This window comes from Ilumatobacter nonamiensis YM16-303, from assembly GCF_000350145.1.
GTDB classification, from domain to species: Bacteria; Actinomycetota; Acidimicrobiia; order Acidimicrobiales; family Ilumatobacteraceae; genus Ilumatobacter_A; species Ilumatobacter_A nonamiensis.
The window spans coordinates 24,097-47,602 of record NZ_BAOL01000003.1; the positions used below are offsets into that span (position 1 = coordinate 24,097).

Annotated in this window: 24 protein-coding genes and 1 tRNA gene; 12 read left to right on the plus strand and 13 right to left on the minus strand. The window is 66.3% G+C overall.

Annotated features, from left to right (window positions below):
* Positions 1-22 precede the first annotated feature (22 nt).
* The 3 genes from ON45_RS00365 (at position 23) to ON45_RS00375 (ending at position 3,021) form a co-directional block, all read left to right on the plus strand.
* Positions 23-823 (plus strand): enoyl-CoA hydratase/isomerase family protein, encoded by an 801-nt coding sequence (locus tag ON45_RS00365; protein WP_051062166.1) that lies wholly within the window; start codon positions 23-25, stop codon positions 821-823.
* Positions 820-2,037 (plus strand): CaiB/BaiF CoA transferase family protein, encoded by a 1,218-nt coding sequence (locus tag ON45_RS00370; RefSeq protein ID WP_040490990.1) that lies wholly within the window; start codon positions 820-822, stop codon positions 2,035-2,037. The genes ON45_RS00365 and ON45_RS00370 overlap by 4 nt, the downstream gene beginning before the upstream one ends.
* 111 nt (positions 2,038-2,148) lie before the next feature.
* On the plus strand, positions 2,149-3,021 hold the full coding sequence (locus ON45_RS00375; RefSeq protein ID WP_083913948.1) for a TIGR03619 family F420-dependent LLM class oxidoreductase: 873 nt from the start codon (positions 2,149-2,151) through the stop codon (positions 3,019-3,021).
* 26 nt (positions 3,022-3,047) lie between these two features.
* Here the strand turns inward: ON45_RS00375 and ON45_RS00380 are convergent, their stop codons facing one another.
* From ON45_RS00380 to ON45_RS00395, 4 genes are read right to left on the minus strand one after another with little or no spacing between them, the layout of a single operon-like run.
* Positions 3,048-4,619, minus strand: a complete 1,572-nt coding sequence (locus tag ON45_RS00380; RefSeq protein WP_040490991.1) for an AMP-binding protein — start codon at positions 4,617-4,619, stop codon at positions 3,048-3,050.
* Between the two features lie 11 nt (positions 4,620-4,630).
* Complete coding sequence (locus ON45_RS00385) at positions 4,631-5,560, minus strand: SDR family oxidoreductase (RefSeq protein WP_040490992.1); 930 nt, start codon at positions 5,558-5,560, stop codon at positions 4,631-4,633.
* Positions 5,560-6,780, minus strand: coding sequence for a thiolase family protein (locus ON45_RS00390; RefSeq protein ID WP_241432121.1), 1,221 nt, complete (start codon positions 6,778-6,780; stop codon positions 5,560-5,562). Before ON45_RS00390 ends, ON45_RS00385 begins: the two co-directional genes overlap by 1 nt.
* A complete protein-coding gene (locus ON45_RS00395) occupies positions 6,777-7,184 on the minus strand; it encodes a Zn-ribbon domain-containing OB-fold protein (RefSeq protein ID WP_040490993.1) in 408 nt (135 codons plus the stop codon). The genes ON45_RS00390 and ON45_RS00395 overlap by 4 nt, the downstream gene beginning before the upstream one ends.
* 128 nt (positions 7,185-7,312) lie before the next feature.
* Between ON45_RS00395 and ON45_RS00400 the strand changes: the two genes are divergently transcribed.
* Both ON45_RS00400 and ON45_RS00405 read left to right on the plus strand, forming a co-directional pair.
* Positions 7,313-8,584, plus strand: coding sequence for an acyl-CoA dehydrogenase family protein (locus tag ON45_RS00400; protein WP_040490994.1), 1,272 nt, complete (start codon positions 7,313-7,315; stop codon positions 8,582-8,584).
* A complete protein-coding gene (locus tag ON45_RS00405) occupies positions 8,581-9,624 on the plus strand; it encodes an LLM class F420-dependent oxidoreductase (RefSeq protein WP_206537612.1) in 1,044 nt (347 codons plus the stop codon). The genes ON45_RS00400 and ON45_RS00405 overlap by 4 nt, the downstream gene beginning before the upstream one ends.
* A gap of 16 nt (positions 9,625-9,640) precedes the next feature.
* On the opposite strand, the gene ON45_RS00410 is transcribed toward ON45_RS00405, so the two are convergent.
* Positions 9,641-10,411 carry an enoyl-CoA hydratase/isomerase family protein gene (locus ON45_RS00410; protein ID WP_040490995.1) on the minus strand — a complete coding sequence of 257 codons (771 nt, stop codon included), beginning with the start codon at positions 10,409-10,411 and terminating at the stop codon, positions 9,641-9,643.
* A 149-nt stretch (positions 10,412-10,560) separates the two neighbouring features.
* Here ON45_RS00410 and ON45_RS00415 point away from each other — a divergent pair, with 149 nt between their 5' ends.
* The gene (locus ON45_RS00415) at positions 10,561-11,325 is read left to right on the plus strand and encodes an alpha/beta fold hydrolase (RefSeq protein ID WP_040490996.1); all 765 of its coding nucleotides are present in this window, start codon (positions 10,561-10,563) and stop codon (positions 11,323-11,325) included.
* A 22-nt stretch (positions 11,326-11,347) separates the two neighbouring features.
* On the opposite strand, the gene ON45_RS00420 is transcribed toward ON45_RS00415, so the two are convergent.
* On the minus strand, positions 11,348-12,103 hold the full coding sequence (locus ON45_RS00420; protein ID WP_040490997.1) for an SDR family NAD(P)-dependent oxidoreductase: 756 nt from the start codon (positions 12,101-12,103) through the stop codon (positions 11,348-11,350).
* Entirely contained in the window at positions 12,100-12,780 is a 681-nt protein-coding gene (locus ON45_RS00425) for a TetR/AcrR family transcriptional regulator (protein WP_040490998.1), read from the minus strand. Before ON45_RS00425 ends, ON45_RS00420 begins: the two co-directional genes overlap by 4 nt.
* Positions 12,781-12,874: 94 nt before the next feature.
* Here ON45_RS00425 and ON45_RS00430 point away from each other — a divergent pair, with 94 nt between their 5' ends.
* The 4 genes from ON45_RS00430 (at position 12,875) to ON45_RS00445 (ending at position 17,084) form a co-directional block, all read left to right on the plus strand.
* A complete protein-coding gene (locus ON45_RS00430; protein WP_040490999.1) occupies positions 12,875-14,173 on the plus strand; it encodes an acyl-CoA dehydrogenase family protein in 1,299 nt (432 codons plus the stop codon).
* A 25-nt stretch (positions 14,174-14,198) separates the two neighbouring features.
* The gene (locus ON45_RS00435; RefSeq protein ID WP_040491000.1) at positions 14,199-15,242 is read left to right on the plus strand and encodes a phosphotransferase family protein; all 1,044 of its coding nucleotides are present in this window, start codon (positions 14,199-14,201) and stop codon (positions 15,240-15,242) included.
* A gap of 9 nt (positions 15,243-15,251) precedes the next feature.
* Positions 15,252-16,298 (plus strand): zinc-binding dehydrogenase, encoded by a 1,047-nt coding sequence (locus ON45_RS00440; protein ID WP_040491001.1) that lies wholly within the window; start codon positions 15,252-15,254, stop codon positions 16,296-16,298.
* A 75-nt stretch (positions 16,299-16,373) separates the two neighbouring features.
* The gene (locus ON45_RS00445) at positions 16,374-17,084 is read left to right on the plus strand and encodes a nitroreductase family protein (protein ID WP_051062168.1); all 711 of its coding nucleotides are present in this window, start codon (positions 16,374-16,376) and stop codon (positions 17,082-17,084) included.
* 193 nt (positions 17,085-17,277) lie between these two features.
* On the opposite strand, the gene ON45_RS00450 is transcribed toward ON45_RS00445, so the two are convergent.
* From ON45_RS00450 to ON45_RS23480, 4 genes are all read right to left on the minus strand, one after another.
* Positions 17,278-17,366 (minus strand) — tRNA-Leu (locus ON45_RS00450).
* 15 nt (positions 17,367-17,381) lie between these two features.
* Positions 17,382-17,705, minus strand: coding sequence for a hypothetical protein (locus tag ON45_RS00455; RefSeq protein ID WP_040491002.1), 324 nt, complete (start codon positions 17,703-17,705; stop codon positions 17,382-17,384).
* 165 nt (positions 17,706-17,870) lie between these two features.
* Positions 17,871-19,724 carry a right-handed parallel beta-helix repeat-containing protein gene (locus ON45_RS00460; RefSeq protein WP_051062169.1) on the minus strand — a complete coding sequence of 618 codons (1,854 nt, stop codon included), beginning with the start codon at positions 19,722-19,724 and terminating at the stop codon, positions 17,871-17,873.
* Positions 19,725-19,851: 127 nt separating this feature from the next.
* On the minus strand, positions 19,852-20,433 hold the full coding sequence (locus tag ON45_RS23480; RefSeq protein ID WP_173400680.1) for a LytR C-terminal domain-containing protein: 582 nt from the start codon (positions 20,431-20,433) through the stop codon (positions 19,852-19,854).
* A gap of 112 nt (positions 20,434-20,545) precedes the next feature.
* Here ON45_RS23480 and ON45_RS00475 point away from each other — a divergent pair, with 112 nt between their 5' ends.
* Positions 20,546-21,487, plus strand: coding sequence for a PD-(D/E)XK nuclease family protein (locus ON45_RS00475; RefSeq protein ID WP_173400681.1), 942 nt, complete (start codon positions 20,546-20,548; stop codon positions 21,485-21,487).
* A 38-nt stretch (positions 21,488-21,525) separates the two neighbouring features.
* Complete coding sequence (gene fcl, locus ON45_RS00480; protein ID WP_040491044.1) at positions 21,526-22,479, plus strand: GDP-L-fucose synthase; 954 nt, start codon at positions 21,526-21,528, stop codon at positions 22,477-22,479.
* A 16-nt stretch (positions 22,480-22,495) separates the two neighbouring features.
* Here fcl and ON45_RS00485 read toward each other — a convergent pair whose 3' ends face one another.
* Together ON45_RS00485 and ON45_RS24130 are read right to left on the minus strand one after the other, a co-directional pair.
* Entirely contained in the window at positions 22,496-23,122 is a 627-nt protein-coding gene (locus tag ON45_RS00485; protein WP_040491045.1) for a VOC family protein, read from the minus strand.
* A 137-nt stretch (positions 23,123-23,259) separates the two neighbouring features.
* A complete protein-coding gene (locus ON45_RS24130; RefSeq protein WP_505697398.1) occupies positions 23,260-23,379 on the minus strand; it encodes a hypothetical protein in 120 nt (39 codons plus the stop codon).
* Positions 23,380-23,506 lie beyond the last annotated feature (127 nt).

A 23,506-nucleotide genomic window follows, 5' to 3' on the forward strand; every position in this document is an offset into this window, starting at 1 on the left:
CGACTTCGACTACGATGGGCTCATGACAGAACAATCTGCTCCTCCGGTCGAAGCGCTCGATCGCGACGTCGCCGTCACGATCGACGATGACGCCCACATCGCGATCGTCGAGGTGCGACGGGGTCCACACAACTTCTTCGACCTCGATGTGTTGACCCGCCTCGCCGAGGCCACCGAAGAGCTCGCTCAGGGTGACACCCGCGCGGTGGTGCTGTGTGCGGAGGGCAAGAACTTCTGCGCCGGTGCCGACTTCAGCGGTCGCGATGGCGAGCTGCGCCGCGAGGGAGCTCCGCACATCTACGACATGGCCATCAGGCTCTTCGAGCAGCCGCTTCCGATCGTCGCGGCAGTCCAAGGTGCGGCCATCGGAGGCGGTCTGGGACTTGCGATGGCCGCAGACTTTCGCGTGGCAGGGCCGTCATCGAAGCTCGCCGCCAACTTCTCGCTCCTCGGATTTCATCAGGGTTTCGCCCTGAGCGTCACGCTTCCCCTCGTCGTCGGACACCAGGCGGCGCTCGACCTGCTGTACACCGGTCGACGAATCGACGGGGAGACGGCGCATCGAATCGGGTTGTGCGACGACCTGGTCGCCGATTCCGAGATCCGCCAGCGGGCGATCGATCGCGCGACCGACATCGCTGCGGCGGCACCGTTGGCAACGCGTTCGATTCGCCAGACCATGCGGGGCCCGCTCGTCGAAGAGGCCCGCGCTGCAATGGTCCACGAACGTGCGGAACAGGAACGTCTCCAACAGACCGCCGATTTTGCCGAAGGCATCGCGGCAGTCGGAGCGCGCCGACCTGCGACGTTCGTCGGACGATGAGCGTGGTGGAGTCGGCGGAGACCTCATCCAGCCGAGGCGTCCTCGACGGAATCAGAGTGCTCGACCTCACGTCGGTGATCATGGGACCGTACGCCACACAACAGCTCGGCGACCTGGGCGCCGATGTGATCAAAGTGGAATCGGGCCGAGGCGACATCAACCGTTTCATGGGTGGCGGCCCCCACGGTGAGCTGTCAGGGATCGCGCTCAACATCAATCGCAACAAGCGGGCTGTCTCGCTCGACCTGAAATCGCCGGGTGGGCGCGAGGCATTTTCGCGCATCCTCGATTCGTGCGACGTTTTCGTGACCAATCTCCGCCCTCAACCGTTGAAGCGGCTCGGGCTCGATTACGAGACCGTCGCGCCGAGTCGTCCCGACCTCGTCTTCTGTCAGGCGCAGGGCTTTCGGACCGGTACCGACGAGGAGGACCGTCCCGCGTACGACGACATCGTCCAGGCCGCGACCGGAATGCCTCACCTCAACGACCGCACGGTCGGCACGACCGCGTTCTTTCCGTCGATCATCGCGGACAAGATCGCCGGCCAGACGATCGTCAGCGCCGTGCTTGCCGCTCTCCTCCATCGAGAGCGAACCGGCAGCGGTCAGCGAGTCGAGGTGCCGATGTTCGATGCCGTGCTCTCGTTCAACCTCACGGAACACCTCTCTCGTGCCGCCGTGGTCGGCGAACCCTCTGGCTACAGCCGCATCATGACCACGACGCGCGGCCCGCACCGGACCGCCGACGGCTACATCGCCATGATGCCGTACAGCGACGACCATTGGCGTCGCCTGTTCGCCGCAGTCGGTCGCGAGGAACTGCTCGAGGAACCCTGGTTCGCAGATCACAACACCCGCCTGCTCGAGGCCGAGAGGGTCTACTCCGAGCTGGCCGCAATCGTTCGCGAGCGTTCGACCGGCGACTGGCTCGAACTCTGCGCAACGGAGGGAATCCCAGCGAACCCCGTGCCGGACCTCGACGAGATCCTGGCCGACCCTGCCCTCCACCGCGGCATGATCAGCGAGGCCGAGCATCCGGTGATCGGGCCCTACCGCTCGATCGGCCCGGCGATGATCCTCGACGACTCGCCGGCGACCGTCCGGCGACCGGCGCCGATGCGTTCCGAGCACACTGCCGAGATTCTCTCCGAGGTCGGGTACGACGACGACGCGATCACGTCGCTCGTCGATTCCGGCGCGGCGGAGGTTCGCTAGAGGCGGTGGGGGGAGCAAATGCGCGATCTCGGCCGATGAGCTTCACGGTTTCATCAGCGGGCCAAGGGCCAAACTCGACAATGATGTCGAAACCGATCTAGCCTGCTGCGCATGACGCAAACACCGCAGGAAATGACCGCCGGAATGCACCTCCCACAGGCCGGACCGGCAGCGTCAGGGGGTTCGTTGACCGCAGCAGCAGTGCTCTCAGAAGAGTTGGGGTTCGCAGACGTCTGGGTGAGCGACCACCTCGTTGTTCCAACCGGTGTTCCGTACCCACCTTCGGCCTACGTACTCGAGCCGCTGACCGCAATGACATGGGTTGCAGCAGCAACCACGCGCGTCCACATCGGAACCACGGTGCTCGTGATGCCGATGCGAAACCCGATCGTGGTGGCGAAGTCCATTGCCACGATCGACTTGCTCAGCGAGGGGCGCGTGATCCTCGGCACCGCAGCTGGCTGGTTGCGCGCCGAGTTCGATGCGTTGGGCGTGCCGTTCGAGGAGCGTGGAGCGCGCACCAACGAGGCGATCGAGATGCTTCGCACGATGTGGACGGAAGATCACATCACCGCCGAGTTTCCGGTGCACGGCGCGAGCTTCGAGTCGATTCGATGCAAGCCGCAACCGAGCCGCCACATCCCGCTCTGGATTGGTGGGCACGCCCGCGTGGCCCTCGACCGTGCGACTTCGGTCGGCGACGGTTGGCATGGCGGCTTCGTCTCGCCGCAGGACTCGATTCCGATGATCGCGCACCTGCGCGCCGCACGTCCCGAACCCGAGTTTGCGATCTCGATGCGGACCCGCTGGGACCCGCTCGAGGACGATCGCAGTTTGATCCTGGACGAGATCGAGCAGTATCGGGCCGTCGGCGTCAATCACGTCGTCGCAGAACCTCGACAACGGACGGTGTCGGCGTACCTCGAATCGATCGAGGCGATGGCCGAGATTCTTGTCGAGGCTGGCGTCTCGATGGCGACCTGAAGCCCACCCAGCCGACGAAACTCAGTTCATGCCGAGGACGCGGACGACGCGGCCGGCCCCGCTGCTTCGTCACGCAACACACGTCGGAGCAACTTGCCCGCCTCGTTGCGCGGGAGTTGATCACGGAACTCGTACGAGCGGGGGTGCTTCTGCGAACTCAGTTGCTCGGCCACGAGGAGGGACAGCTCCGCGACGAGATCCTCGCTGTCCCGATCCGGATCCGCGAGTTCCACGACGGCGTGGACGACCTGCCCGAGGTCGTCATCCGGCCGACCGATCACGGCGACATCGGCAACATCGGAGTGCATGATCAGCACGTCTTCGACTTCCCTCGGATACACGTTCACGCCACCGGTGAGGATGAGATCGGTTCGACGATCGGCAATGAACAGGTAGCCCGCCTCGTCCAGGTAGCCGACATCACCCGCCGTGACATAGTTGCCGCGCATCGACGCAGCGGTCTTCTCGGGGTCGTTGTGATACGTGAACGGTCGATTGTTGAGCATGTAGATGTCGCCGGTGACGCCCGGCGGGACATCGTTGCCCACCTCGTCGAAGATCCGGATCTCGGCGCCGGGGTACGGCCGCCCGACACTTCCGGGACGCTCGAGCCACTCGTGCGCGCTGATGACGGTGCCGCCGCCTTCCGTCGACGCGTAGTACTCCCACACCACATCACCGAGCCAGTCGATGACCCGGCGCTTGAGGTCGACCGGGCACGGGGCGGCGGCATGGATGAGCCACCGCAGCGATGACGTGTCCGCACCGGCCCGAACCGCCTCGGGCAGCTCCATGAAGCGGCGCATCATGGTCGGGACGACGTGGGTCCAGGTCACCGCGTGCTCCTCGATGAGGAGCAATGCCGACGCCGCGTCGAACCGGTCCATGAGGACGACCGGGTGACGCAGATCGAGAGCGATCGACGCGTTGGCGAGCGGGGCCGCGTGGTACAGCGGGGAGGTCACGAGATGGACACCGTTGCCGAGCTGCTCGCTCGGGTCGATGCCGTACCTGCGCAGCAGTCCGCTGCGTATCGTCGCGTACTCCTCCGGTGACATGTCGACGCGCGGCGGGCGAACACCCTTCGGTCGTCCCGATGTCCCCGACGTGTACAACATCACCGGACCGATGGTGCGGTCGCTCGGCGCTTCGACAGACTCGGTGGAACTCCATTCCTCGACGGTGACGAAGTGATCACCGGGGTCGAGCGAGCAGACGCGGCCGTGCTCGATGCCGGCCAGGTCGACCGCGCGACGAGCGAGCTCGGCCGTTCGGTCCTCGACGAAGACGCGACGGGGCGAGCTGTCCTCGAGGATGTACGCGACCTCCGGCGCCGTGAGGTGGCTGTTGACCATCGTGTGGTACACGCCGATCTGCGCGCAGGCACGCTCGAGCACCAGCGTGTCGGCTCGATTTCGGGTCAGGATCGCCACGTCGTCGCCCGCTTCGACGCCCTCGGCACGGAGCGCGTTGCTGACGCGATTGGTCTTGGCGAGGATCTCCCCCGCCGTGTATGCGGTTCCATCGATGTCGTGGACGGCAACCCACTCGGGTGTTTCGGTCGCTTCGTACCAGAAGCCGGGGACGGCGTTGTCCAACTCGCGTCTCCCTATTCTGCCGAGCGGCTGGAGGCCGGTGTCAACGCTTCGGTCGACCGAGCAACCAGATCGGGAATGATCTCGTCGAGCTCGGCCGGGTCCCAGCGACGATCGACCTCGGCCGAGGGACCCGGGCGCCAATTCTCGGCGACCACGATCGACCCACCACGCACGCCGAACACCTGCCCGGTGATCCCCGTGGACCGACTGCTCCCCAGCCACACCACGGCGGGCGCCACGTTCGCGGCGTCGAAGGGAGAGAATTCGCCCTCGGCCACGGCCTCGTCGGTCAGGCCCGCTTTGGCGAAGACTTCTTCGGTGAGACGGCTCAGCGCGGTCGGATAGATCGCGTTGGCGAGCACGCCGTACCGAGCGAGTTCTCGACTGGCGACGACCGTGAAGGTCGCGATCCCCGACTTGGCGGCCGCGTAGTTGGCCTGGCCGGGGTTTGCATAGAGACCGGACGACGAACAGGTGTTGATCAGGCGGGCATCGATCTGGTCGCCCGCTTTGGAGCGCTCGCGCCAGTATTCGCCGGCCCAGCGCGTCGGCGAGAAGGTGCCCCGGAGATGCACTCGGATCACGGAGTCCCACTCCTCGATCGACATGTTGACGATCGTGCGGTCGCGCAGGATGCCCGCGTTGTTGACCAGGGTGTCGAGCCGGCCGAACGAGGAGATGGCCGATTCGACGAAACGCTTGGCGCCGTCGAAGTCGGCGATGTCGTCGGTGTTCGCGACCGCTGCGCCGCCCATCGCCTCGATCTCGTCCACGACCTGCTGAGCAGGCCCGGCCGACGAGCCGCCCCCGTCGCTCTCGCCACCCAGGTCATTGACCACGACACGCGCGCCTTGGCGCGCGAACTCGAGCGCGTACTCGCGGCCGAGGCCGCGGCCCGCACCGGTGATCGCGACGACGCGACCATCACAGATTCCGTTCATCACAGGTTTCCCTTCTCGAGAATGTGGATGGAGCAGGCCGAACCGAGGCCGATCACGTGCGTCAAGCCGACGGTCGCTCCTTCGACCTGACGGTCGCCGGCCTCGCCCCGGAGGTGGGTGGAGACTTCGAAGATGTTGGCGACTCCCGTGGCACCCAGCGGATGGCCCTTCGACAGCAATCCGCCCGACACGTTGACGGGCGTCTCGCCATCGCGCTTCGGAGCACCGCGATCGATGAAATCGCCGGCCCCACCGGGCTCGCACAGTTCGAGGTTGTCGTAGTGGATCAACTCGGCGGTCGCGAAGCAGTCGTGCAGTTCGACCAGGTCGAGATCGGCCGGACCGACCCCGGCGACCTCATAGGCTTGTCGCGCCGCGTTCCGGGTGAGGGTGTTGATGTCGGGCTGGACAAGCCCGTCGGGAGCCCATGGATCGCTCGTGAGGACCGACGCGCTGATCTTCACCGCGCGGCGTTGCGTTTCGACCGGAAGCGACCGCAGTCGCTCGCCCGAGACCAACACTGCACCGGACGCGCCGTCCCCCGTCGGACAGCACATCAGGGTCGTGTTCGGGTACGCGATCATCTCGGCGTCGCGGATCTGCTCGGCGGTGAACGCCTTCTGGTACTGGGCGAGTGGGTTGCGCACCGAGTTCTCGTGGTTCTTGACCGCGATCTTGATGAACTGCTCCGGTCCGACTCCGTCGTGCTGGGCGGCATAGCGCATGCCCGCCTGGGCGAACGTGCCCGGCATCAGCCCCGTCCCGAGGATTCCTTCGGTCTGCATCACGGCACCCTGCGGACCCTCGGGGACGAACCTGCGCTCCCCACCTGCACCGAATCGGCCGGCACCCAGCATGCCCTGCTTGCCCATCTGCTCGGTCCCGACAGCGAGACCGATGGAAGCTTCTCCCGCCTTGATCGCCTGATGAACGGTACGGACGGCGGTGGCGCCGGTCGCGCAGGCGTTGATCACGTTGACGGCGGGGATGCCGGTCTGGCCGATGTGCTTCTGGATGCGCTGTGCAGGGTACGCACGGATCTGATTGACGCTGCCGGCGGCGAGAATGTCGATGTCGTGGATGGTGAGATCGGCATCGTCCAGCGCGTCGAGGGCGGCTTCGGCTCCGAGCAGGAATGCGTCCTTGTCGGGGTACCGGCCGAAACGCGTCATGGAGACGCCGATGATCCAGATGTCGTGGTCGTCGATGTTGCTGCTCACGATGCTCCTTTCGACGGGACGAAGCCGAACGCGACGGCGGCGGTGCCGTCGTCATCGGTGCCGACCTCGTACGTGGTGAGTTCGACGGTCATGCCGAGCCGGACGGACTCGGGATCGGCGGGACAGCCGACGATGTTGGCCTTGACGACCGCTCCGTCATCGAGGTCGACGATTGCTGATACGTACGGGGCCTCGACTCCGGCCGGAGCGCGGTGGATGATCGAGAACGAACCGACGGTGCCGGTACGAGCCGAGCGCTCGTGGTGGAAGCCCCGTCCACCACAGCGAGCACAGGCGAGCCGCTCTCCGAAGAACTTCGCACCACACTCGTCACATGTGGTCGCGACGAGATGAGCGGGGTCATCGAGATCGAGGTAGTTGACAATCGGGATGTGTGTTGCCACAGGTGGACTCCTTGACTTCTGCATCTCCGCAGTGAGCGAGTGGGGTCAGCATAGATCCTACTCGACACCGATGTCGAATTCTCGACGTAGTAATCGACATCGTTGTCGAGTCGAGGTACGGTGTCGCCATGATCGCTGCCACGAGCAATCCCACCGATTCGTCACGCACGACCCCTGAAACCGTCCGTGCCGAGGTGCGAGCGTGGCTCGCAGCAGCCTGGGATCCAGATCTCTCGCTACTCGAATGGCGCCGGCGACTCCTGGAGTCGGGCTGGGCCGTTCCGAGTTGGGCTCCCGAGCGCCACGGTCGTGGCCTGGGGGCGTGGGCCGACGCGATCGTGTCCGAGGAGCTCACTGCCGTCGGAGCGGTGGGGACACCGGTCGGCGGCGGAATGTCACTCGCTGCCCCCACCATCGTCGATCACGGCCCCGACCGAGTGCGGGACCGCTTCTTGGAGCCGATCATCACCGGCGAAGAGACCTGGTGTCAGCTGTTCAGCGAGCCCGGCGCAGGCTCGGACCTCGCAGGAATCACGACCCGCGCCGAACGCGACGGAGACCGGTGGATCCTCAACGGCCAGAAGGTCTGGAACACGAGCGCCGACCACGCTGACTTCGGGCTCCTGGTCGCACGATCGAACTGGGACGTGCCGAAACATCGTGGCCTCACCTATTTCGTCCTGCCGATGAATCAACCCGGCGTGGAGGTTCGGCCGCTGAAGCAGATGAACTACCACGCATCGTTCATGGAGGTCTTCCTGACCGACGCAGTCGTTCCGGCCGAGAACGTGGTGGGCGACGTCGGTCAGGGATGGTCGGTCGCGCTGACGACACTGTCGTACGAGCGTCGATTCGCCTCGATGGGCAAGGCCGATCTCCCGGGTGAGGGGCGCGCCGCCGAGGAAGCGCGCGCCGAAGCGGAGAGGTACTACCAGACGTACGCGTGGTACCCGCAGCGCGCCGGACGTGTCGACCTGGCTGTCGAATACGCCCACCGGGCACAGTCCTCCGATGACCCCGTGATACGACAAGAGTTGGCACGCCTGATCTCGATGCAACGTGTGAGCCAGTGGACCGCTCGCCGAGCAGCTGCGGCTCGGGCGCTCGGTCGGCCTCCCGGCGCCGAAGGGTCGATCGGCAAGCTGGCGTTGAGCAACCTCGCACGACAGGCGGCACGCACCCACTCCCTCATCGGCGGAGCCGACGGAATGTTGTCGGGCGCCGACGGCGCCTTCGACGGAATGATCGGCGAGGTACTCATCTCCGTCCCGGCCCAGTCCATCGCGGGCGGGACCGACGAGATCCAGCGCAACATCCTCGGCGAACGCATCCTCGGCCTGCCCCGCGAGCCCTCCGTCGATACCGACGTCGCGTTCCGCGACGTCCGGCGAAACGCGTGAGCCGGCTGGAGCACGACATGCGAATCGGCGTCCACTACGGCTCGAGCACCGAATTCTCCGAGATCATCGACGACGTCGTCGCGTACGAGAACGCCGGAATCGACGTCGCGTGGCTGGGCGAATCGTACGGTTACGACTCACCCACGGCGCTCGGCGCGCTGGCGGCCCGAACCGACCGGATCCACCTCGGACCGGCGATCCTCGCGGTCCAGACGCGATCGCCGGCACTCATCGCGATGACGGCGGCGGGGCTCGACGCGCTCAGCGATGGCCGAGCGCTGCTCTGCCTCGGCGCCTCCGGACCTGCGGTCATCGAAGGCCTCCATGACCGCCAATTCGGCCGTCCACTCGCCCGCACCCGCGAGGTGATCGAACAGTGCCGAGCGCTCTGGTCCGGTGAACGGTTGTCGTCAGGGCGCCTCGAACCCGGTGGCGAGCCGTATCGCGGTCTGAAGCTCATCCACCGACCCGAACGGCTGATCCCGATCTACGTGGCCGCGGTCGGCGACCGCAACGTCGCGCTGGCCGCGGAGGTCGCAGACGGCTGGATGCCGGTCTTCTTCTGGCCCGAGCGTGCACGAGAAGTCTGGGGCGAACCGCTGACCGCAGCGAGCACACGACGCTCCGCCGAACTCGGTCCGCTCCAGATCAGCGTCACCGCACCACTGGCCATCGACCTCCACACCGACCGCGCCATGCGTGGTCACCGAGCGAGCCTGGCGCACTACATCGGAGGAATGGGCACCAAGGAGACCAACTTCTACCTCCGACTCGCCCACCGCTACGGGTTCGGCGACCTGGGCGAACGGATCCAGGCGCTCTACCTCTCCGGCGCACGCCAGGAGGCGGTCGACCTGGTGCCGGACGAGTTCGCCCGAGCGACGTCGCTCATCGGTGACGAGGCCTTCGTCTCCGCGAGGCTTTCCGCCTACCGCGAGGCCGGCGTGACCGTCCTCAACGTGGTGCCGGTCGGTGACGATCGCCACGAGCGCGTCGACCAGGTCGAGCGGTTCCACCGACTGGTCGACTCGGCCGACTGACCGCTCGCCGCGATCTTCACCGGAAGTTCGGTGGCCGCCGTTCGGCGAACGCCGCGCGCGCTTCGCGAGCGTCCGGCCCCGCCATCATCCGGCGCTGTGCGCGTTCTTCGAGTTTGAGCGCTTCGACATGGCTCGCCGGAGAAGCCGCCAAGAGTTGTTTCATGGCTCGGATCGCCTCGGGGGAGTTGACGGCCCACGCAGCCGCCACGTCGCTGGCAGTTTCCAATGCTTGGCCCGCTGGAGCCAGACGGTCGACGAGGCCCATCCCCAGGGCCTCCCCTGCCGACGCCCGTTCCGCGCCGATGAGCATGCTGCGCGCTCGCGATGGGCCGATTCGGCGCGGAAGAGTCCACGTGATGCCCCCGTCGCCGACGAGCCCGACCTTGGTGAAAGGAGCACCGAAGCTCGACTCTTCGCTCGCGACGATGTGATCACAGGCGACCGCGATCGACAGGCCGACACCGTGCGCTCCACCCTCGACAGCAGCAATCACCGGAACCGGGGCGAGCAGGATGGCGTCGACGATGGCGAGTAGGTCGTCGAATCGACGGACCTCGTCGGCATCGGTCGTCGATTCGGTCAAGTCGCCCCCCGAGCAGAAGTAGCCCTCGGCACCCGTGATGACGACTGCCCGCACATCGCTCGCCAGACCGGTGATCGCCGTTCGGAGTTCTCGGCGCATGTGCAGGCTGAGTGCGTTTCGCTTCTCGGGTTGCGACAACGTGATCGTCAGGAGCCCTTCGGTGGTGCATTCGGCCAGGATCTGACCAGATTGTTCGGCGCTCATCATCGCTCCTCGGGGTCAGGGCCAGCACCGCTCACGGGCAACACACCCGGGCCGCATCGACGCTTCTTCGACATTGATGTCGACTATACTCGACTGTCGGGTTTCGATGTCGAAGTCCAACCGAACCGAAACCAGGAAGGGCCTCTGACATGCCAACACTCACCCGCGACGGAGTCGACATCCATTTCGAAGTGCACGGCGCCGGCCCGGCGCTCCTGCTGACGCATGGCTACTCGGCCACGTCCGAGATGTGGAGCGGCCAGATCGAGGCTCTGGCCGCCGACCACACACTCATCACCTGGGACATGCGAGGCCATGGCCAAAGCGACAGCCCGACCGATGCCGATCAGTACAGTGCCGCTCTCACCGTGGCCGACATGGCAGCGCTGCTCGACCACGTAAACGCGCCGTCGGCGATCGTCGGCGGGCTCTCGCTCGGCGGCTACATGTCGCTCGCCTTCTACGGCGCTCATCCCGAGCGCGTTCGAGCGCTCCTGATCATCGACACGGGGCCCGGCTTCAAGAACGACGAGGCACGTGCCGGCTGGAACACCTACGCCAACTCGTTCGCCGACGGCTTCGCAGAAAGTGGCCTCGACCATCTCGCGGACCGCTCGGTGGAGCAGGCAACAGCCAGCCACCGAGATCCCAACGGTCTCGTGCTCGCCGCTCGACACATGCTCACCCAGCACAGCGCCGACGTCATCGAGTCACTGCCGTCGATCGGCGTTCCGAGCCTGGTGCTCGTGGGGGCGGACGACGAACCCTTCCTGAACGCCACCGACTACATGGCAGCCAAGATTCCCGGCGCAACGAAGGTCGTGATCCCCGACGCCGGCCATGCCTCCAACATCGATCAGCCCGCAGCGTTCAACGCAGCAGTTCTCGATTTCCTGGCAGCCCACGATCTCTGAGCATCGGGGGCCACCTCGCGAGCTATCGCCCGCCGCCGTCGACGCGCATGAGCGTGCCGGTGGTGAACGAGCTGGTGCGGCTGGCGAGGTACAGGGCTGCCCCGACGATCTCGTCGGGTTCGCCACCTCGCTTCAGGGCCTGGTTGATCCTTGCGTCCTTCTCGAAGGCGTCCATGTTCCAGTGATCCGAGATGTCGGTCAGGAACGGCCCGGCGACGATGCAGTTCACCCGCACCGCCGGGCCGAGGGCGAACGCGAAGGAACGGGTGAGGGCGTTCAGCCCCGCTTTGGCGGCACCGTACGGTTCGGCTCCCGGCATCGGACGCTCGGAGGCGACGCTGCTGACGTTGATGATCGATCCGCCACCGTCGGCGACCATCCGCTCGCCGACGACGGCCATCAATCGGAACGGCCCCTTGAGGTTGACCCCGACCACCTTGTCGAAGAGCTCTGACGAGAGATCGCTGATCTTGTCGTACAGCGGCGACATGCCGGCGTTGTTGATCAAGATGTCGATCTTGCCGAAGCGCTCGTAGGCCGCCTCGACGAGTCCGTCGATCTGATCCCAGTCCGCAACGTGGCACCCGTACGGGAGGGCCTGGCGCCCCATCGCCTCGATCTCGCCGGCGACCTCGACGCATGCGTCGACCTTGCGACTGGTCACGACGACGTCGGCGCCTCGCGCGGCGAGGGCGAGGGCCATCTGGCGGCCGAGGCCGCGGCTGCCGCCGGTGATCAGTGCGACCTGGCCCGTGAAGTCCAGGAGTTCGTCGGTCATGTTGCTGCCCTTTCGGTGGGGGTGTCGAGCTGTTTCTTCATGCGTTGTCGTTCTCGCTCGTCGAGCAGCTGTCGCGTCTCGTCGGACACGTCGGCGAGGAGGACGCCGGTCACGAGGTCGATCAGGTCGCTGACGAAGAGACGGTGATCCGGACGCCGACGAGTCGCAGCGCGCCGGCCGAGTTCGCTGAAGCAGAGCGAGATGGCGGCGTAGCGACGGTGGAGCGGGAGCGTGGTGTCGGCCATCTTCGAACGGGCCAGGCGATCCCATTCGACCAGGTGGTTGTCGGCGTCACCGGTCGACGCGTTGAACCGGTCCATGTCGACGATCAGTTCGGCAACGATGCGCAGGTGCTCCCGCCCTTCCGGAACTTCGAGCATCGCCGCCGATGGACGCACCAGCGCACCGGCGATCGAACGCATTGACGGAACCGCTTCCGAAGCGAGGACGTCGACGAGTGCGGCTCGCCGGGCACCGACATCGTGTTCGAACGGTTCGACGACCGCCGCGACCAGCGCGTCACGGTCCCCGAAGTGGTACTGCACCGCGTTGGTGTTGCGGTGGCCGGCGGCACGGGCGACCTCGCGCAACGAGACGGCGTCGATGCCCTGCTCGGCGAAGAGATGCCGGGCGCTACTGACCAATGCGTCCCGTCCACTCGAGCCGTTCCCGTCCATGCGGTCACTGTAACACAGTAAGTAGCTATTTTGAAACAGTTGTGTTAACATGCGGATCGCTTGACTGAGCGACAGAATTGACTGGAGAAACGCCATGGCCTGGGATTTCGAGACCGACCCCGAATTTCAAGAACAGCTCGACTGGATGGACGAGTTCGTCACCAACGAGGTGCAGCCCCTCGACCTCGTGCTGGACGACCCCTACGACAAGTCCGACTCAGCCGGCCTGGCGCTCATCACCCCGCTGCAGGACCAGGTCCGCGAACGTGGGCTGTGGGCCTGCCACCTCGGCCCCGAACTCGGCGGACCCGGCTACGGACAGGTGAAGCTCGCGCTGATGAACCAGATCCTCGGCCGGTCCCGGTTCGCACCGACCGTGTTCGGCTGCCAGGCACCCGACAGCGGCAACGCAGAGATCCTCGCCCACTACGGCAGCGACGCCCAGAAGGAGCGCTACCTCCAGCCTCTGCTCGACGGCAAGATCAGCTCGTGCTACTCGATGACCGAACCCCAGGGCGGCGCAGATCCGACCATGTTCACCACCAGCGCCGTGAAGGATGGCGACGAGTGGGTCATCAACGGCGAGAAGTGGTTCTCGTCCAATGCCAAGTTCGCCAGCTTCTTCATCGTCATGGTGGTCACCAACCCCGACGTGAGTGCGTACGAAGGCATGTCGATGTTCATCGTCCCGGCCGAGACTCCGGGCGTGAACATCATCCGCAACACAGGGATCGGCAACGAGACCGAAGCGGAGGGCAGCCACGCCTACATGCACTACGACAACGTCCGGGTGAGCAACGACCACCTCCTCGGCGAGCCGGGCTCCGCGTTCGCCATCGCCCAGACCCGCCTCGGCGGCGGGCGCATCCATCACGCGATGCGCACCATCGCCCAGGTCGAAGCTGCGTTCGCCATGATGTGCGAACGGGCTCTGTCACGTGAGACACGCAACGGCCCGCTCGCATCGCTGGGCGTCGTGCAAGAGCAGATCGCCGATACGTGGATCGAGATCGAACAGTTCAAACTGCTCGTCCTGCGCACGGCCTGGCGCATCGACAAGTACAACGACTACCGCAAGGTCCGCAAGGACATCTCCGCCGTCAAGGTCGCGATGCCGAAGGTGTACCACGACGTCGCGCTGCGGGCGATGCATCTGCACGGCGCACTGGGAGTGTCCAACGAGATGCCCTTCACCGGAATGCTCATCGCGTCCGAAGTCATGGCGCTCGCCGACGGCCCCACCGAGGTCCACAAGACCACCGTCGCCCGCCAGGTCCTGCGCGAACACAAGCCCGTCGACGGGCTCTGGCCGAGCGCCCACATTCCTGCCCGCAAGGCTGCGGCTCGGGCGAAGTACGCCGCTCACTTCGAGCGCGAAGCGGCCGATCACTGATCGTCTGGCTGGCGACCGACCACTCATGAGTACGAACGAGACCGTCGAAGGCGTCGACCTCGATCGCCTTCGCCAATGGATGGACGAGCAGGACCTCGGCTCCGGCGACCTCACCGACGTCGCCCAGCTCACCGGCGGCACGCAGAACGTGCTGGTGCGCTTCCGGCGAGACGGCCGCGACTACGTGCTGCGGCGTCCGCCGCTCCACAAGCGGGCGAACAGCGACGAGACGATGCGGCGAGAGTCGCGGGTGCTCGCAGCGCTCGCCGGCACCGATGTTCCGCACCCTCGTTTCATCGCGGGCGAGCCCGATGACGAGGTGCTCGGCGCGAGCTTCTATCTGATGGAGCCAGTCGACGGTTTCAACGCGGCAGCACATCTGCCCGAACCACATCGATCCGACCCGGCAATGCAACGCGAGATGGGTCTCGCGCTCATCGATGGCGCCGCGACGCTCAGCACCGTCGATCACGAGCAGGTCGGACTCGGCGACCTCGGCCGACCCGACGGGTACCTCGAACGACAGGTCGGCCGCTGGCGGAAGCAGTTGGCGGGCTACCGCGAGATCAGCGACCAGTGGGTGCCCGACATCCCGGGCATCGACGATGTCGGGAACTGGCTCGATGCGAATCGCCCGGAGAGTTCAGCCCCCGGCATCATCCACGGCGACTATCACACCGCCAACGTCATGTATCGACATGACGGTCCACAGCTGGCGGCGATCGTCGACTGGGAGCTCACGACGATCGGCGACCCACTGATCGACCTCGGGCTGATCATCGCGTTCCGCACTCCCGACGACGAGGCGGACGCAGGCCCCGCCGCCGAACTCGTCCAAGCGTTTCCGTCGGTCGACGACCTCGTCGCCCGATACGCCGAACGATCCGGGCGCGACGTCTCGGCGGCCGCCTGGTACGGCGTTCTCGCCTGCTACAAGACCGGCATCATCCTGGAGGGGACGCACGTTCGCGCGATCGCAGGCAAGGCTCCGAAGGCGACCGGCGACACCCTCCACGCCATCACGCTCAGCCTGTTCCGCAAGGCTGACCGACTCATCCGTCAGTCCTGAAAGGACACCATGAAAGCACTCGTCTTCAACGGTCCACGCGATATCCGCTACGAGGACTTCGACGATCCCGAGTTGACCATCGACAACGGGGTCATCGTCAAGGTCCAGATGTGCAGCATCTGCGGGTCGGATCTGCACATCTACCACGGGGATGCGATCGGCAAGGTCGACTACACGACCGGGCTCGACCCGTTCTGCGTCGGGCACGAGTTCATCGGCGAAGTCGTGGAAGCAGGGCCCATGGTCCACAACTCGACAGTCGGCGACCGCGTCTTCGTCGCTGGTGGGACCGGCTGCGGAAACTGTCGCGCCTGCCGCTCCGGCATCGGACGATGTCCGGCAACCGTGGCATTCGGCTGTTCGGCGCGACTCCAGGGAGGGCAAGCCGAGTTCGTCCAGGTCCCGAACGCGGATCGCACGATTCGCACGATTCCCGAGTACGTCACCGATGAACAGGCACTCCTGCTCACCGATGCGCTGGCCACGGCCAAGTTCGGGATCGACCGGTGCGAGATCAGGCCGGGTGACACGGTCGCCGTGGTCGGCCTCGGGCCGATCGGACTGCTCGGTGTCGAACTCGCCTCCCTCAGTGGTGCAGCGCAGGTCATCGCGATCGACCCGGTCGCTGAGCGCCGAGACCACGCTGCCGGCCTCGGTGCGAGTGTGTTGTCGCCGGGCGATGATCTGGATCCTGCGATTCGCCAGCTGACCGGCGGTCGTCTCGTCGACCGCTGCTTCGAAGCATCCGGAGCGGCCGCCGCGATCGCCTCGGTTCCCCGCATCCTTCGCAGCGGTGGCACAGCATCGTTCATCGGTCTGCCGCAGGGTGGCACCGGGCTGGACATGGCCCAGCTGATCTACCGCAGTCTGACCGTGCGGGCGGGAGTGGCTCCGGTCCCCGAACTCTGGCCGTCGCTGCTGCCGCTGCTCGAGAGCGGACGGCTCCGCGCAGAGGGCCTGTTCACCCACCGGATGCCGCTCTCCGAAGGAGCCGAGGGGTACCGCTTGTTCGACGCCCGCCAGGACGGTGTGAACAAGATCCTCTTCGAACTCTGACACGTGTCGAGCTCGTCACGCTGCCCGCACCTCTCCTCTCCAGCCACTCCTCCCCCGCCACGTGAAGGACCACCGATGAACGACAATGACCCGAACCCCACTCCCGGCACCCGCCACCCGCGAACCGGCTTCGATCTCGCCGAGGCCGACCGCCTCTTGAAGACGACCAAGCAGGTCCGTCGACGGCTCGATCTCAGCCGACCCGTACCGAACGACGAGATCCTCGAGTGCATCGACGTCGCCAGTCACGCACCGATGGGCGGCAATCTCGAACGCAACCGATGGATGATCATCGACGACGCTTCGACGAAGCAGGAGATCGCGAAGCGATACGTCGAGGTCGGCGCGCCGTACCTCGAAGGACACTCCAGCGCGCCGCAGGACCAGCGCGCCGAACGTGTCATCGAATCGGGCAAGTTCCTGGTCGAGCACCTCGCCGATGTCCCCGCGCTGGTGCTGGCAATGCGCCTCGATCGCCCGCCGCCCGCCGAAGCGCTCGGTTCCACCGCCGCGTACTACGGGTCGGTTCTTCCTGGCGTGTGGAGCTTCCAACTCGCGGCTCGCGCCCGAGGCGTGGGCTCGGCGTGGACGACGTTCCACCTCGAACACGAGGCCGACATCGCGGATGTCCTCGGTATTCCGTCGACGGTGACCCAGGTGTGCCTGCTCCCCGTCGCCTACTACACCGGCGACACCTTCACCCCCGCACCCCGTCGCCCGGCACGCGAGGTGACCTATCTCAACCGCTGGAAGCAACCGGTCGAGCCACCCGGCAGCAGGACCTGACCCGTCGAGAAACCGCAGAGTTCGCTCGGTCGGTCGGTCGGTTGACCATTCGGTGCGAGACCGTGTTGTGATGAGCAGCTGATCCACCGAGCCCTCGCGCACGTTCCCACCGTCGTTCTGTAAGCGTTTCGGGCACAAGCACGACGACGAGGGGCATGCCGACGGATCGGACATCTCCGTCACGCCTGCTCGTTGGTGCCCGGGGCGGGACTTGAACCCGCACTTTCCCGAAGGAAAAGGGGGGTTTAAGCCCCCCGCGTCTGCCAGTTTCGCCACCCGGGCCGGTGGCAGCGAAGACTAGGCCGTGGCCCGCAGTTCGGCCGCCGCCATGACCGTCCAGAGTTCGTTGCGCACCCGGTCGGCGTCGGGCGGTCCGAGTCCGTTGCCGACGACGACGCCCTCGATCATGTCGGCGAGCACCGCTTCCCGAGGGCGACCCTTCACCCGCACCGACACGACCGGGTCGTCGCCCTGACGGCCGGATCGGCGGCGGATGCTCCGATCGACGCCGACGAGGCGCGGCGGGCACCGGAAGCTCGGCGCGATCAGCGACCGGCGAGCAGCGGCACGGCTGAGCGCGCGGGCCGCCTGCGCGAACTCGACGGTCGAGGAGAACTCCATGTCTCCATCATGACGGCGGGGTACCCCAGAGTTGATCGCCCGCCCGGTGACCGTCACGGGACCCGTTCGCGGCAAAATCTCGGCGGATCGGGACGCTGAGCGTCTCGATCCGCCGAGATGTGCCAGGGAGGAGGCGCCTCGAGGGCACCCAGCTCAGTCAACGCATCAGATCTGGTTCGGACCCTCGGGGATGGTTTCCCCGTCGACCGTGAACACGCCGCCCTCGAGCGGTGCCTGCTGGAAGACGTTCGGACCGTTCTCGGCGACGCCGACCTCGTTGTCGGTGATGTCGCTGGCGGTCACGGTCAACGTGCCGACCGTCGAGTTCCACAGTCCGCCGCCCTCGTTGGCAGCGAAGTTGCCGGTGACCTGCGACCCGTTCACGTCCACACTTCCCGGACCGCTGATGTGCAGCGCCCCGCCGTTGCCCGGTTCCGAACCGGTGGCGTTGCGATCGAACACCACCCTGTCGACGTCGACCGTGCCGCCGACGGTCTCGATGCCGCCACCCGCTCGTGCCGAACTGTTCCGCGAGATGTCACTTCCGACCACGGTCAAGCTGCCGTTCTCGTTCAGGATGCCGCCCCCCGACCCGGCACCCTCGAGCGCCGTGTTGTGGGTGATCTTGGAGTCGGTGACCGACAGGGTTCCGCCGGTTTCGCCGTCACCCTGGTTGAACAGGGCGCCGCCACCGTTGTCCGCCTCCACACCGTTCGCGGCGTTGAACCGGAGGGACACATCGTCCAGCGTCATCACGCCGACCGATGAGTTCCAGAGCGCCCCACCCTCGTTGGCGGCGACGTTGTTGTAGAACTGGCTCCGGGTGACGTCGACGACGCCGGCACCACTCATGTGCAGGCCGCCACCGTTGCCGGGCTCGGGTCCGGTCGCATTCCGGGACATCCACGTCCGATCGATCGTGACCGTTCCGGCCACCGTTTCGATGCCGCCACCGGCGCGGGCCGCTTCGTTGTCGACGAAACGACTGCGCAGCACGGTCAGGTCCCCGCCCTCGTTGAGGATGCCTCCACCGGACCCCGAGCCTTCGGGAGCGGTGTTCCCGGACAGCGTGGAGCGAACGACGGTCAGGACTCCACCGCTGGTGTTGTCGTCGTTGCCCTGGTTGAAGATCGCTCCACCGCCGGTGTCCGCTTCGACACCGCTGGCGACATTCCCCGTGAATTCGACACGGTCGAGCGTCATGTCACCGAGCGCCGAGTTCCACACACCGCCGCCCTCGTTGGCAGCCGTGTTGCCGGAGACCACGCTCCGGCTGATGTCGACCGTGCCGGCGCCGGTGAGGTGGAAGGCACCCCCGTTGCCGGGCATCGGTCCCGCTGTGTTGCCGTCGAGCGTCGAGCGATCGATCGACGTTGCCGAGCCCTCGGTCGCCTCGATGGCACCGCCGGCGCGCGTGGCCTCGTTGCCGGTGAACTCGCTGCGCTGCACGCGCAGGTCGCCGCCGTTGGCGATCGCGCCGCCGGATGCTCCTTCACCGGTGACGACGTTGTCCCGGAAATTGGACCGGGACACGTCGAGGATGCCCGCATTCCGGATCGCGCCGCCGGACTCCGTGTCCGCGGTCGCTCCGTTGACGATGTCGACACGCGACACGGCGAGGCTCGCGTCGGCGGCCACGTCGAAGGCGCGGTCGCCGGAGCCCGCGAGGTCGATCACGCTCCCACGGCCGTTGATCACCACGTTGCCGGTGATGTCGAGGTCACCCGACTCCGCGGATTCGTCACCCGCCTCACCCACGCTGAGCACGTAGGTCTCGGAACCGAGTCGGACCGATGACGCACCGTCGTGTTCGTTCGCCTCTTGCACCGCGGCGCGCAGTGAACACGCCCCGTCGGCATCGGCGCACTCGCCGTCTCCGGGTGCGGCGTCGACCGTGTCGTCGGTCGTATCGACGTCGAAGATTCCACCACCCTCTTGAGCCAGCGCTGAACTCGGGAAACCCGCGGCCAGGAGCACGGCGGCTCCGGTCGCGGCGATGAGTGGTCGTGTGCGGGTCATGTGAACGCTCCTTGTTGGGATGGTTCACCTGGGTTCGTTCACGGACCTGATTTGGATGCGCGGAATTTTCGACAACGTTCCCGGGCCCGCGCACCGTGTCCGTCCGGCGGTGACCACGCGGGGCGGATCAGACGTCCGCGGGCGGGGCCTCGGTGATCGGCGGCGGTTCGGGCAGTGCACCCGGACCCAGGTACACGATCACCTTTGCCACCCCGATTCCCGGCACGGGCGGCGCGTCCGAGATCGGCAGGATCTCGATCTCGTCCAGGTCGAATCCGAGGTCCAGGGCGACGTTCTCGGCCTCGGCGATGTACGGATCGACGTAGTAGATCCGTGTCTCCTGCGCCTGCACCGCGCCGGCAACACCACGAACATCGAGGTACCCGCGGTCGTTCAGGGTCTGCACGACAGGATCCAGCCGCTCCCCCGCGCTCGTTCCGTTGACGACGAGCACACCCACGAAGAACCGTTCGATCGGGGCGGCAGTCGTCGGTGGCACGGTCGAGGTGGTCGACGTGCTCGTCGTGGACGACGTCGAGGTGGTCGTCGACGTGGTGGTCGTGGGGGGAAGCGTCGTGGTGGTGGTCGTTGTCGTGGTGGTCGTCGTCGGCGGCGGAGCGTCCTCGGTCACCTTCACCATGATCAACGTCGCCACCAGCCCGACCATGATGGTCGCGAGGATGATGCTGAGTGCGGTCTTGTTCGACATGGGCGAGGGGAAAACGACGGGCCGATCGCACACGACGGAGGCTCGACGGCGCCTGCGAGACTACCGAGGGGACGAAGGGCACGGGGGGATCTGCCGCCTACAGTCGGCGTGGATGACCGACGGAATCGACGGCCTCAGCCCGGTCCAACAGCGCACGCTCGACGTGCTCCGGCGATCGGGTGATCCGGTGGTCTTCGATGCAGGATTCGTCGACGACATCCGCGATGAGATGCGCGCCGCACTCGATCACTTCGCCGCGCGGCTCGGTGCCGACGAGGAGGTCTGGATCTCCAAGCATCGGATCGCATCGGTCCTCGAATGCGAGGAGCATCATCTGCTTCCCGACGAGTTCGAGTGGACGAGCGCGAACGCGAACGGCACCATCGCCCACAAGGCGATCGAACTGCTGCTCTCCTGGCCGCAACGCCGCGGTGAACCGACGCCGATCGATCTCGTCGACGAGGCGATGTCCCGTCTGGGCGACGAGAGCCGAAGCATCGGTCAGTGGATCGAGACGCTGTCTCCGGCCGACGAAGCCGACGTCCGAAGTCAGACCACCGTGCGGGTGACCCAGTTCCTCGAGAACTTCCCGCCGCTCAGCAGACGCTGGGCACCGGTGACCGAAGCGTCGATCCGGTGGCCGAACAGCGGCCCGATCACGTTGTCGGGCAAGGTCGACCTGCTGTTCGGCCGACCGAACGGACGCGAGAGCCGCAAGGTGATCATCGACCTCAAGACCGGCCGACCCAACGCACGACATCGTCAGGACCTCGCGTTCTACGCACTCCTGGAGACGCTCGTACGCGAGGTGCCGCCTCGCAAGGTCGCCACCTTCTACCTCGACGCGGCCGAGGCCCAGGCCGACGACGTATCGGAGCGGATGCTCGAAACGGCGATGCGCCGGACGCTCGACGGACTCCATCGCATCATCGAGCTCGAGTCGGAAGGACGCGCTCCGACGCGCCGACCCGGCGTCACGTGTCGCTGGTGTGCGATCAACGACTCGTGCGAAGTCGGCGTGGCCTATCTCGACGCGCGACGCGCGAGCGACTGAAGGGCACCGGCCCCACTCGGTAACGTGGTCCGATGTCGATCGATCGGGACAGCAGGGTGTTCGTCGCCGGCCACGGTGGACTGGTCGGATCCGCCATCATGCGCCGACTCGAACGCGAGGGCTTCACCAATCTTCTCACCGCCACGCGCTCCGAACTCGACCTCAGGCACCAGGCCGCCGTCTCGCGCTGGTTCCAGGACCACCGTCCCGATCATGTCTTCCTCGTCGCCGGAACCGTCGGCGGGATCATGGCCAACAGCACCCGGCCGGCCGAGTTCATCTACGACAACATGATGATCCACGGCACCGTCGTCCACGCCGCGCACGAGAGCAACGTGAGCAAGTTGCTCTACCTCGGATCGTCCTGCATCTACCCACGCGACGCTCATCAGCCGATCGACGAGGAGCAGCTGCTCACCGGTCCACTCGAACCGACCAACGAGGCGTACGCGATCGCAAAGATCGCCGGGATCAAGGTGTGCCAGTCCTACCGCCAGCAGTACGGCAGTGACTTCATCTCGGCGATGCCGACCAACCTCTACGGGCCGAACGACAACTTCGACCTCACTTCGAGCCACGTGCTCCCGGCGCTGATGCGCAAGTTCCACGACGCCCGCTCGACCGACGACAAGATCGTCGAGGTGTGGGGCACCGGCTCACCGATGCGCGAGTTCCTCCACGTCGACGATCTCGCCGACGCCTGCCTGTTCCTGATGGACAACTACAGCGATGTCGGTCACATCAATGTGGGAACCGGCCAGGATCTCCCCATCCGCGAGCTGGCCGAGAAGATCCGCGACGTCGTGTGCGGCGAGGCCGAGCTGAGGTTCGACCCGTCGAAGCCCGACGGGATGCCGCGCAAGGTGCTCGACGTGTCGAAGCTCAACGCCCTCGGCTGGAAGCCGTCGATCGAACTCGACGAGGGGATCGCCGAGACCTACGCGTGGTTCCTGGATCAGCTCGCAACCGACTCCCAGGTCCGCGGCGCCTGACGTCCACCGTCGGCGTTCACACCGTCATCAGGGCGACAGGAACACCGAGTCCGACCTCGTCTCGAATCGTCGCGATTCGACGACCCGGCTGAACGGCGTCCTTCGGCGGGCTCACCCGGTCGGGGCCGATCCGATCGCACGCTGCGTCGATGTCGCCGACGTTGAGCACCAGACCCCAGAAACTCGCCGGTCCGGCCGGGATCTCGGGGCGCGTGACGATCTCGACGATCAACCCTCCTCGGCCGATCCGATGAAATCCTTGCCGCATCGAACCCACTTCGCGGACCCGCTTGAGTTCGCAGCCGGTCGCGACGGCGATGGCCCCGCTGGTCCGCTCGAGGTCGGGCGTCATCACCACGACGTGGTCGAGCCCGCTCGCGCCGAGCTCGTGAGCTCCGAACACGGGATCGCACGCGCTGACCGCCCGAGTACGCAGTCCGTCCACTTCTGTTCCGTCGAGCGTGTCGGACACTCCGCTCAACGTCCAGCCCACCACACCCGGCCCGCCATGCTCGGTGGGGTCGACGATCCGCAGTGACGTCCCCATCAGCGGCACAAGGCCGTCGTCGGCGACGACGAGCCCGATCGAGCGCCACGCACCCGGCTCCCCCGCCACGTCCAACCACTCCACGCACGCCGTCATCACCCGATCCTTCCAGACCGACCGCGCAGCTCCGACATCCACGAAACGTGCCCGAACGCGACAAAGCGCCCGCGTACCCATCAGCGATGAGCGTGCGGACGCCTCGTGGTTCGTTCGGTTGCGTGTACGCGTGGCGGTCAGCCGCGGCCCATGTTGGGACGCTTGCCGTGGTTCGCCTTCGAGCGGCGGAGCCGAGCCTTGCGCTTCTTGGTCTTCTTCGACATAAGGCATTCGATGCTACGGCCGTTTCGACGCATCGCCAACCGAGTGAGCTTCGCCCACGTCGAGCGGCCAATTTCCCACCCTCTGCATTACGGATTCACTACGGGTGAGAAAAAGCTAGTGGTCGCCCACCACTTTCTGTAGTATTGCCCGCGTTCTGCA

Coding starts and splice junctions, on each gene's coding strand:
- ON45_RS00365 (WP_051062166.1), top strand. CDS start 23: ATGACAGAACAATCTGCTCCTCCGGTCGAAGCGCTCGATCGCGACGTC.
- ON45_RS00370 (WP_040490990.1), top strand. CDS start 820: ATGAGCGTGGTGGAGTCGGCGGAGACCTCATCCAGCCGAGGCGTCCTC.
- ON45_RS00375 (WP_083913948.1), top strand. CDS start 2,149: ATGACGCAAACACCGCAGGAAATGACCGCCGGAATGCACCTCCCACAG.
- ON45_RS00385 (WP_040490992.1), bottom strand. CDS start 5,560: ATGAACGGAATCTGTGATGGTCGCGTCGTCGCGATCACCGGTGCGGGC.
- ON45_RS00400 (WP_040490994.1), top strand. CDS start 7,313: ATGATCGCTGCCACGAGCAATCCCACCGATTCGTCACGCACGACCCCT.
- ON45_RS00410 (WP_040490995.1), bottom strand. CDS start 10,411: ATGAGCGCCGAACAATCTGGTCAGATCCTGGCCGAATGCACCACCGAA.
- ON45_RS00415 (WP_040490996.1), top strand. CDS start 10,561: ATGCCAACACTCACCCGCGACGGAGTCGACATCCATTTCGAAGTGCAC.
- ON45_RS00420 (WP_040490997.1), bottom strand. CDS start 12,103: ATGACCGACGAACTCCTGGACTTCACGGGCCAGGTCGCACTGATCACC.
- ON45_RS00425 (WP_040490998.1), bottom strand. CDS start 12,780: ATGGACGGGAACGGCTCGAGTGGACGGGACGCATTGGTCAGTAGCGCC.
- ON45_RS00430 (WP_040490999.1), top strand. CDS start 12,875: ATGGCCTGGGATTTCGAGACCGACCCCGAATTTCAAGAACAGCTCGAC.
- ON45_RS00435 (WP_040491000.1), top strand. CDS start 14,199: ATGAGTACGAACGAGACCGTCGAAGGCGTCGACCTCGATCGCCTTCGC.
- ON45_RS00440 (WP_040491001.1), top strand. CDS start 15,252: ATGAAAGCACTCGTCTTCAACGGTCCACGCGATATCCGCTACGAGGAC.
- ON45_RS00445 (WP_051062168.1), top strand. CDS start 16,374: ATGAACGACAATGACCCGAACCCCACTCCCGGCACCCGCCACCCGCGA.
- ON45_RS00455 (WP_040491002.1), bottom strand. CDS start 17,705: ATGGAGTTCTCCTCGACCGTCGAGTTCGCGCAGGCGGCCCGCGCGCTC.
- ON45_RS00460 (WP_051062169.1), bottom strand. CDS start 19,724: ATGACCCGCACACGACCACTCATCGCCGCGACCGGAGCCGCCGTGCTC.
- ON45_RS23480 (WP_173400680.1), bottom strand. CDS start 20,433: ATGTCGAACAAGACCGCACTCAGCATCATCCTCGCGACCATCATGGTC.
- ON45_RS00475 (WP_173400681.1), top strand. CDS start 20,546: ATGACCGACGGAATCGACGGCCTCAGCCCGGTCCAACAGCGCACGCTC.
- ON45_RS00485 (WP_040491045.1), bottom strand. CDS start 23,122: ATGACGGCGTGCGTGGAGTGGTTGGACGTGGCGGGGGAGCCGGGTGCG.
- ON45_RS24130 (WP_505697398.1), bottom strand. CDS start 23,379: ATGCGTCGAAACGGCCGTAGCATCGAATGCCTTATGTCGAAGAAGACC.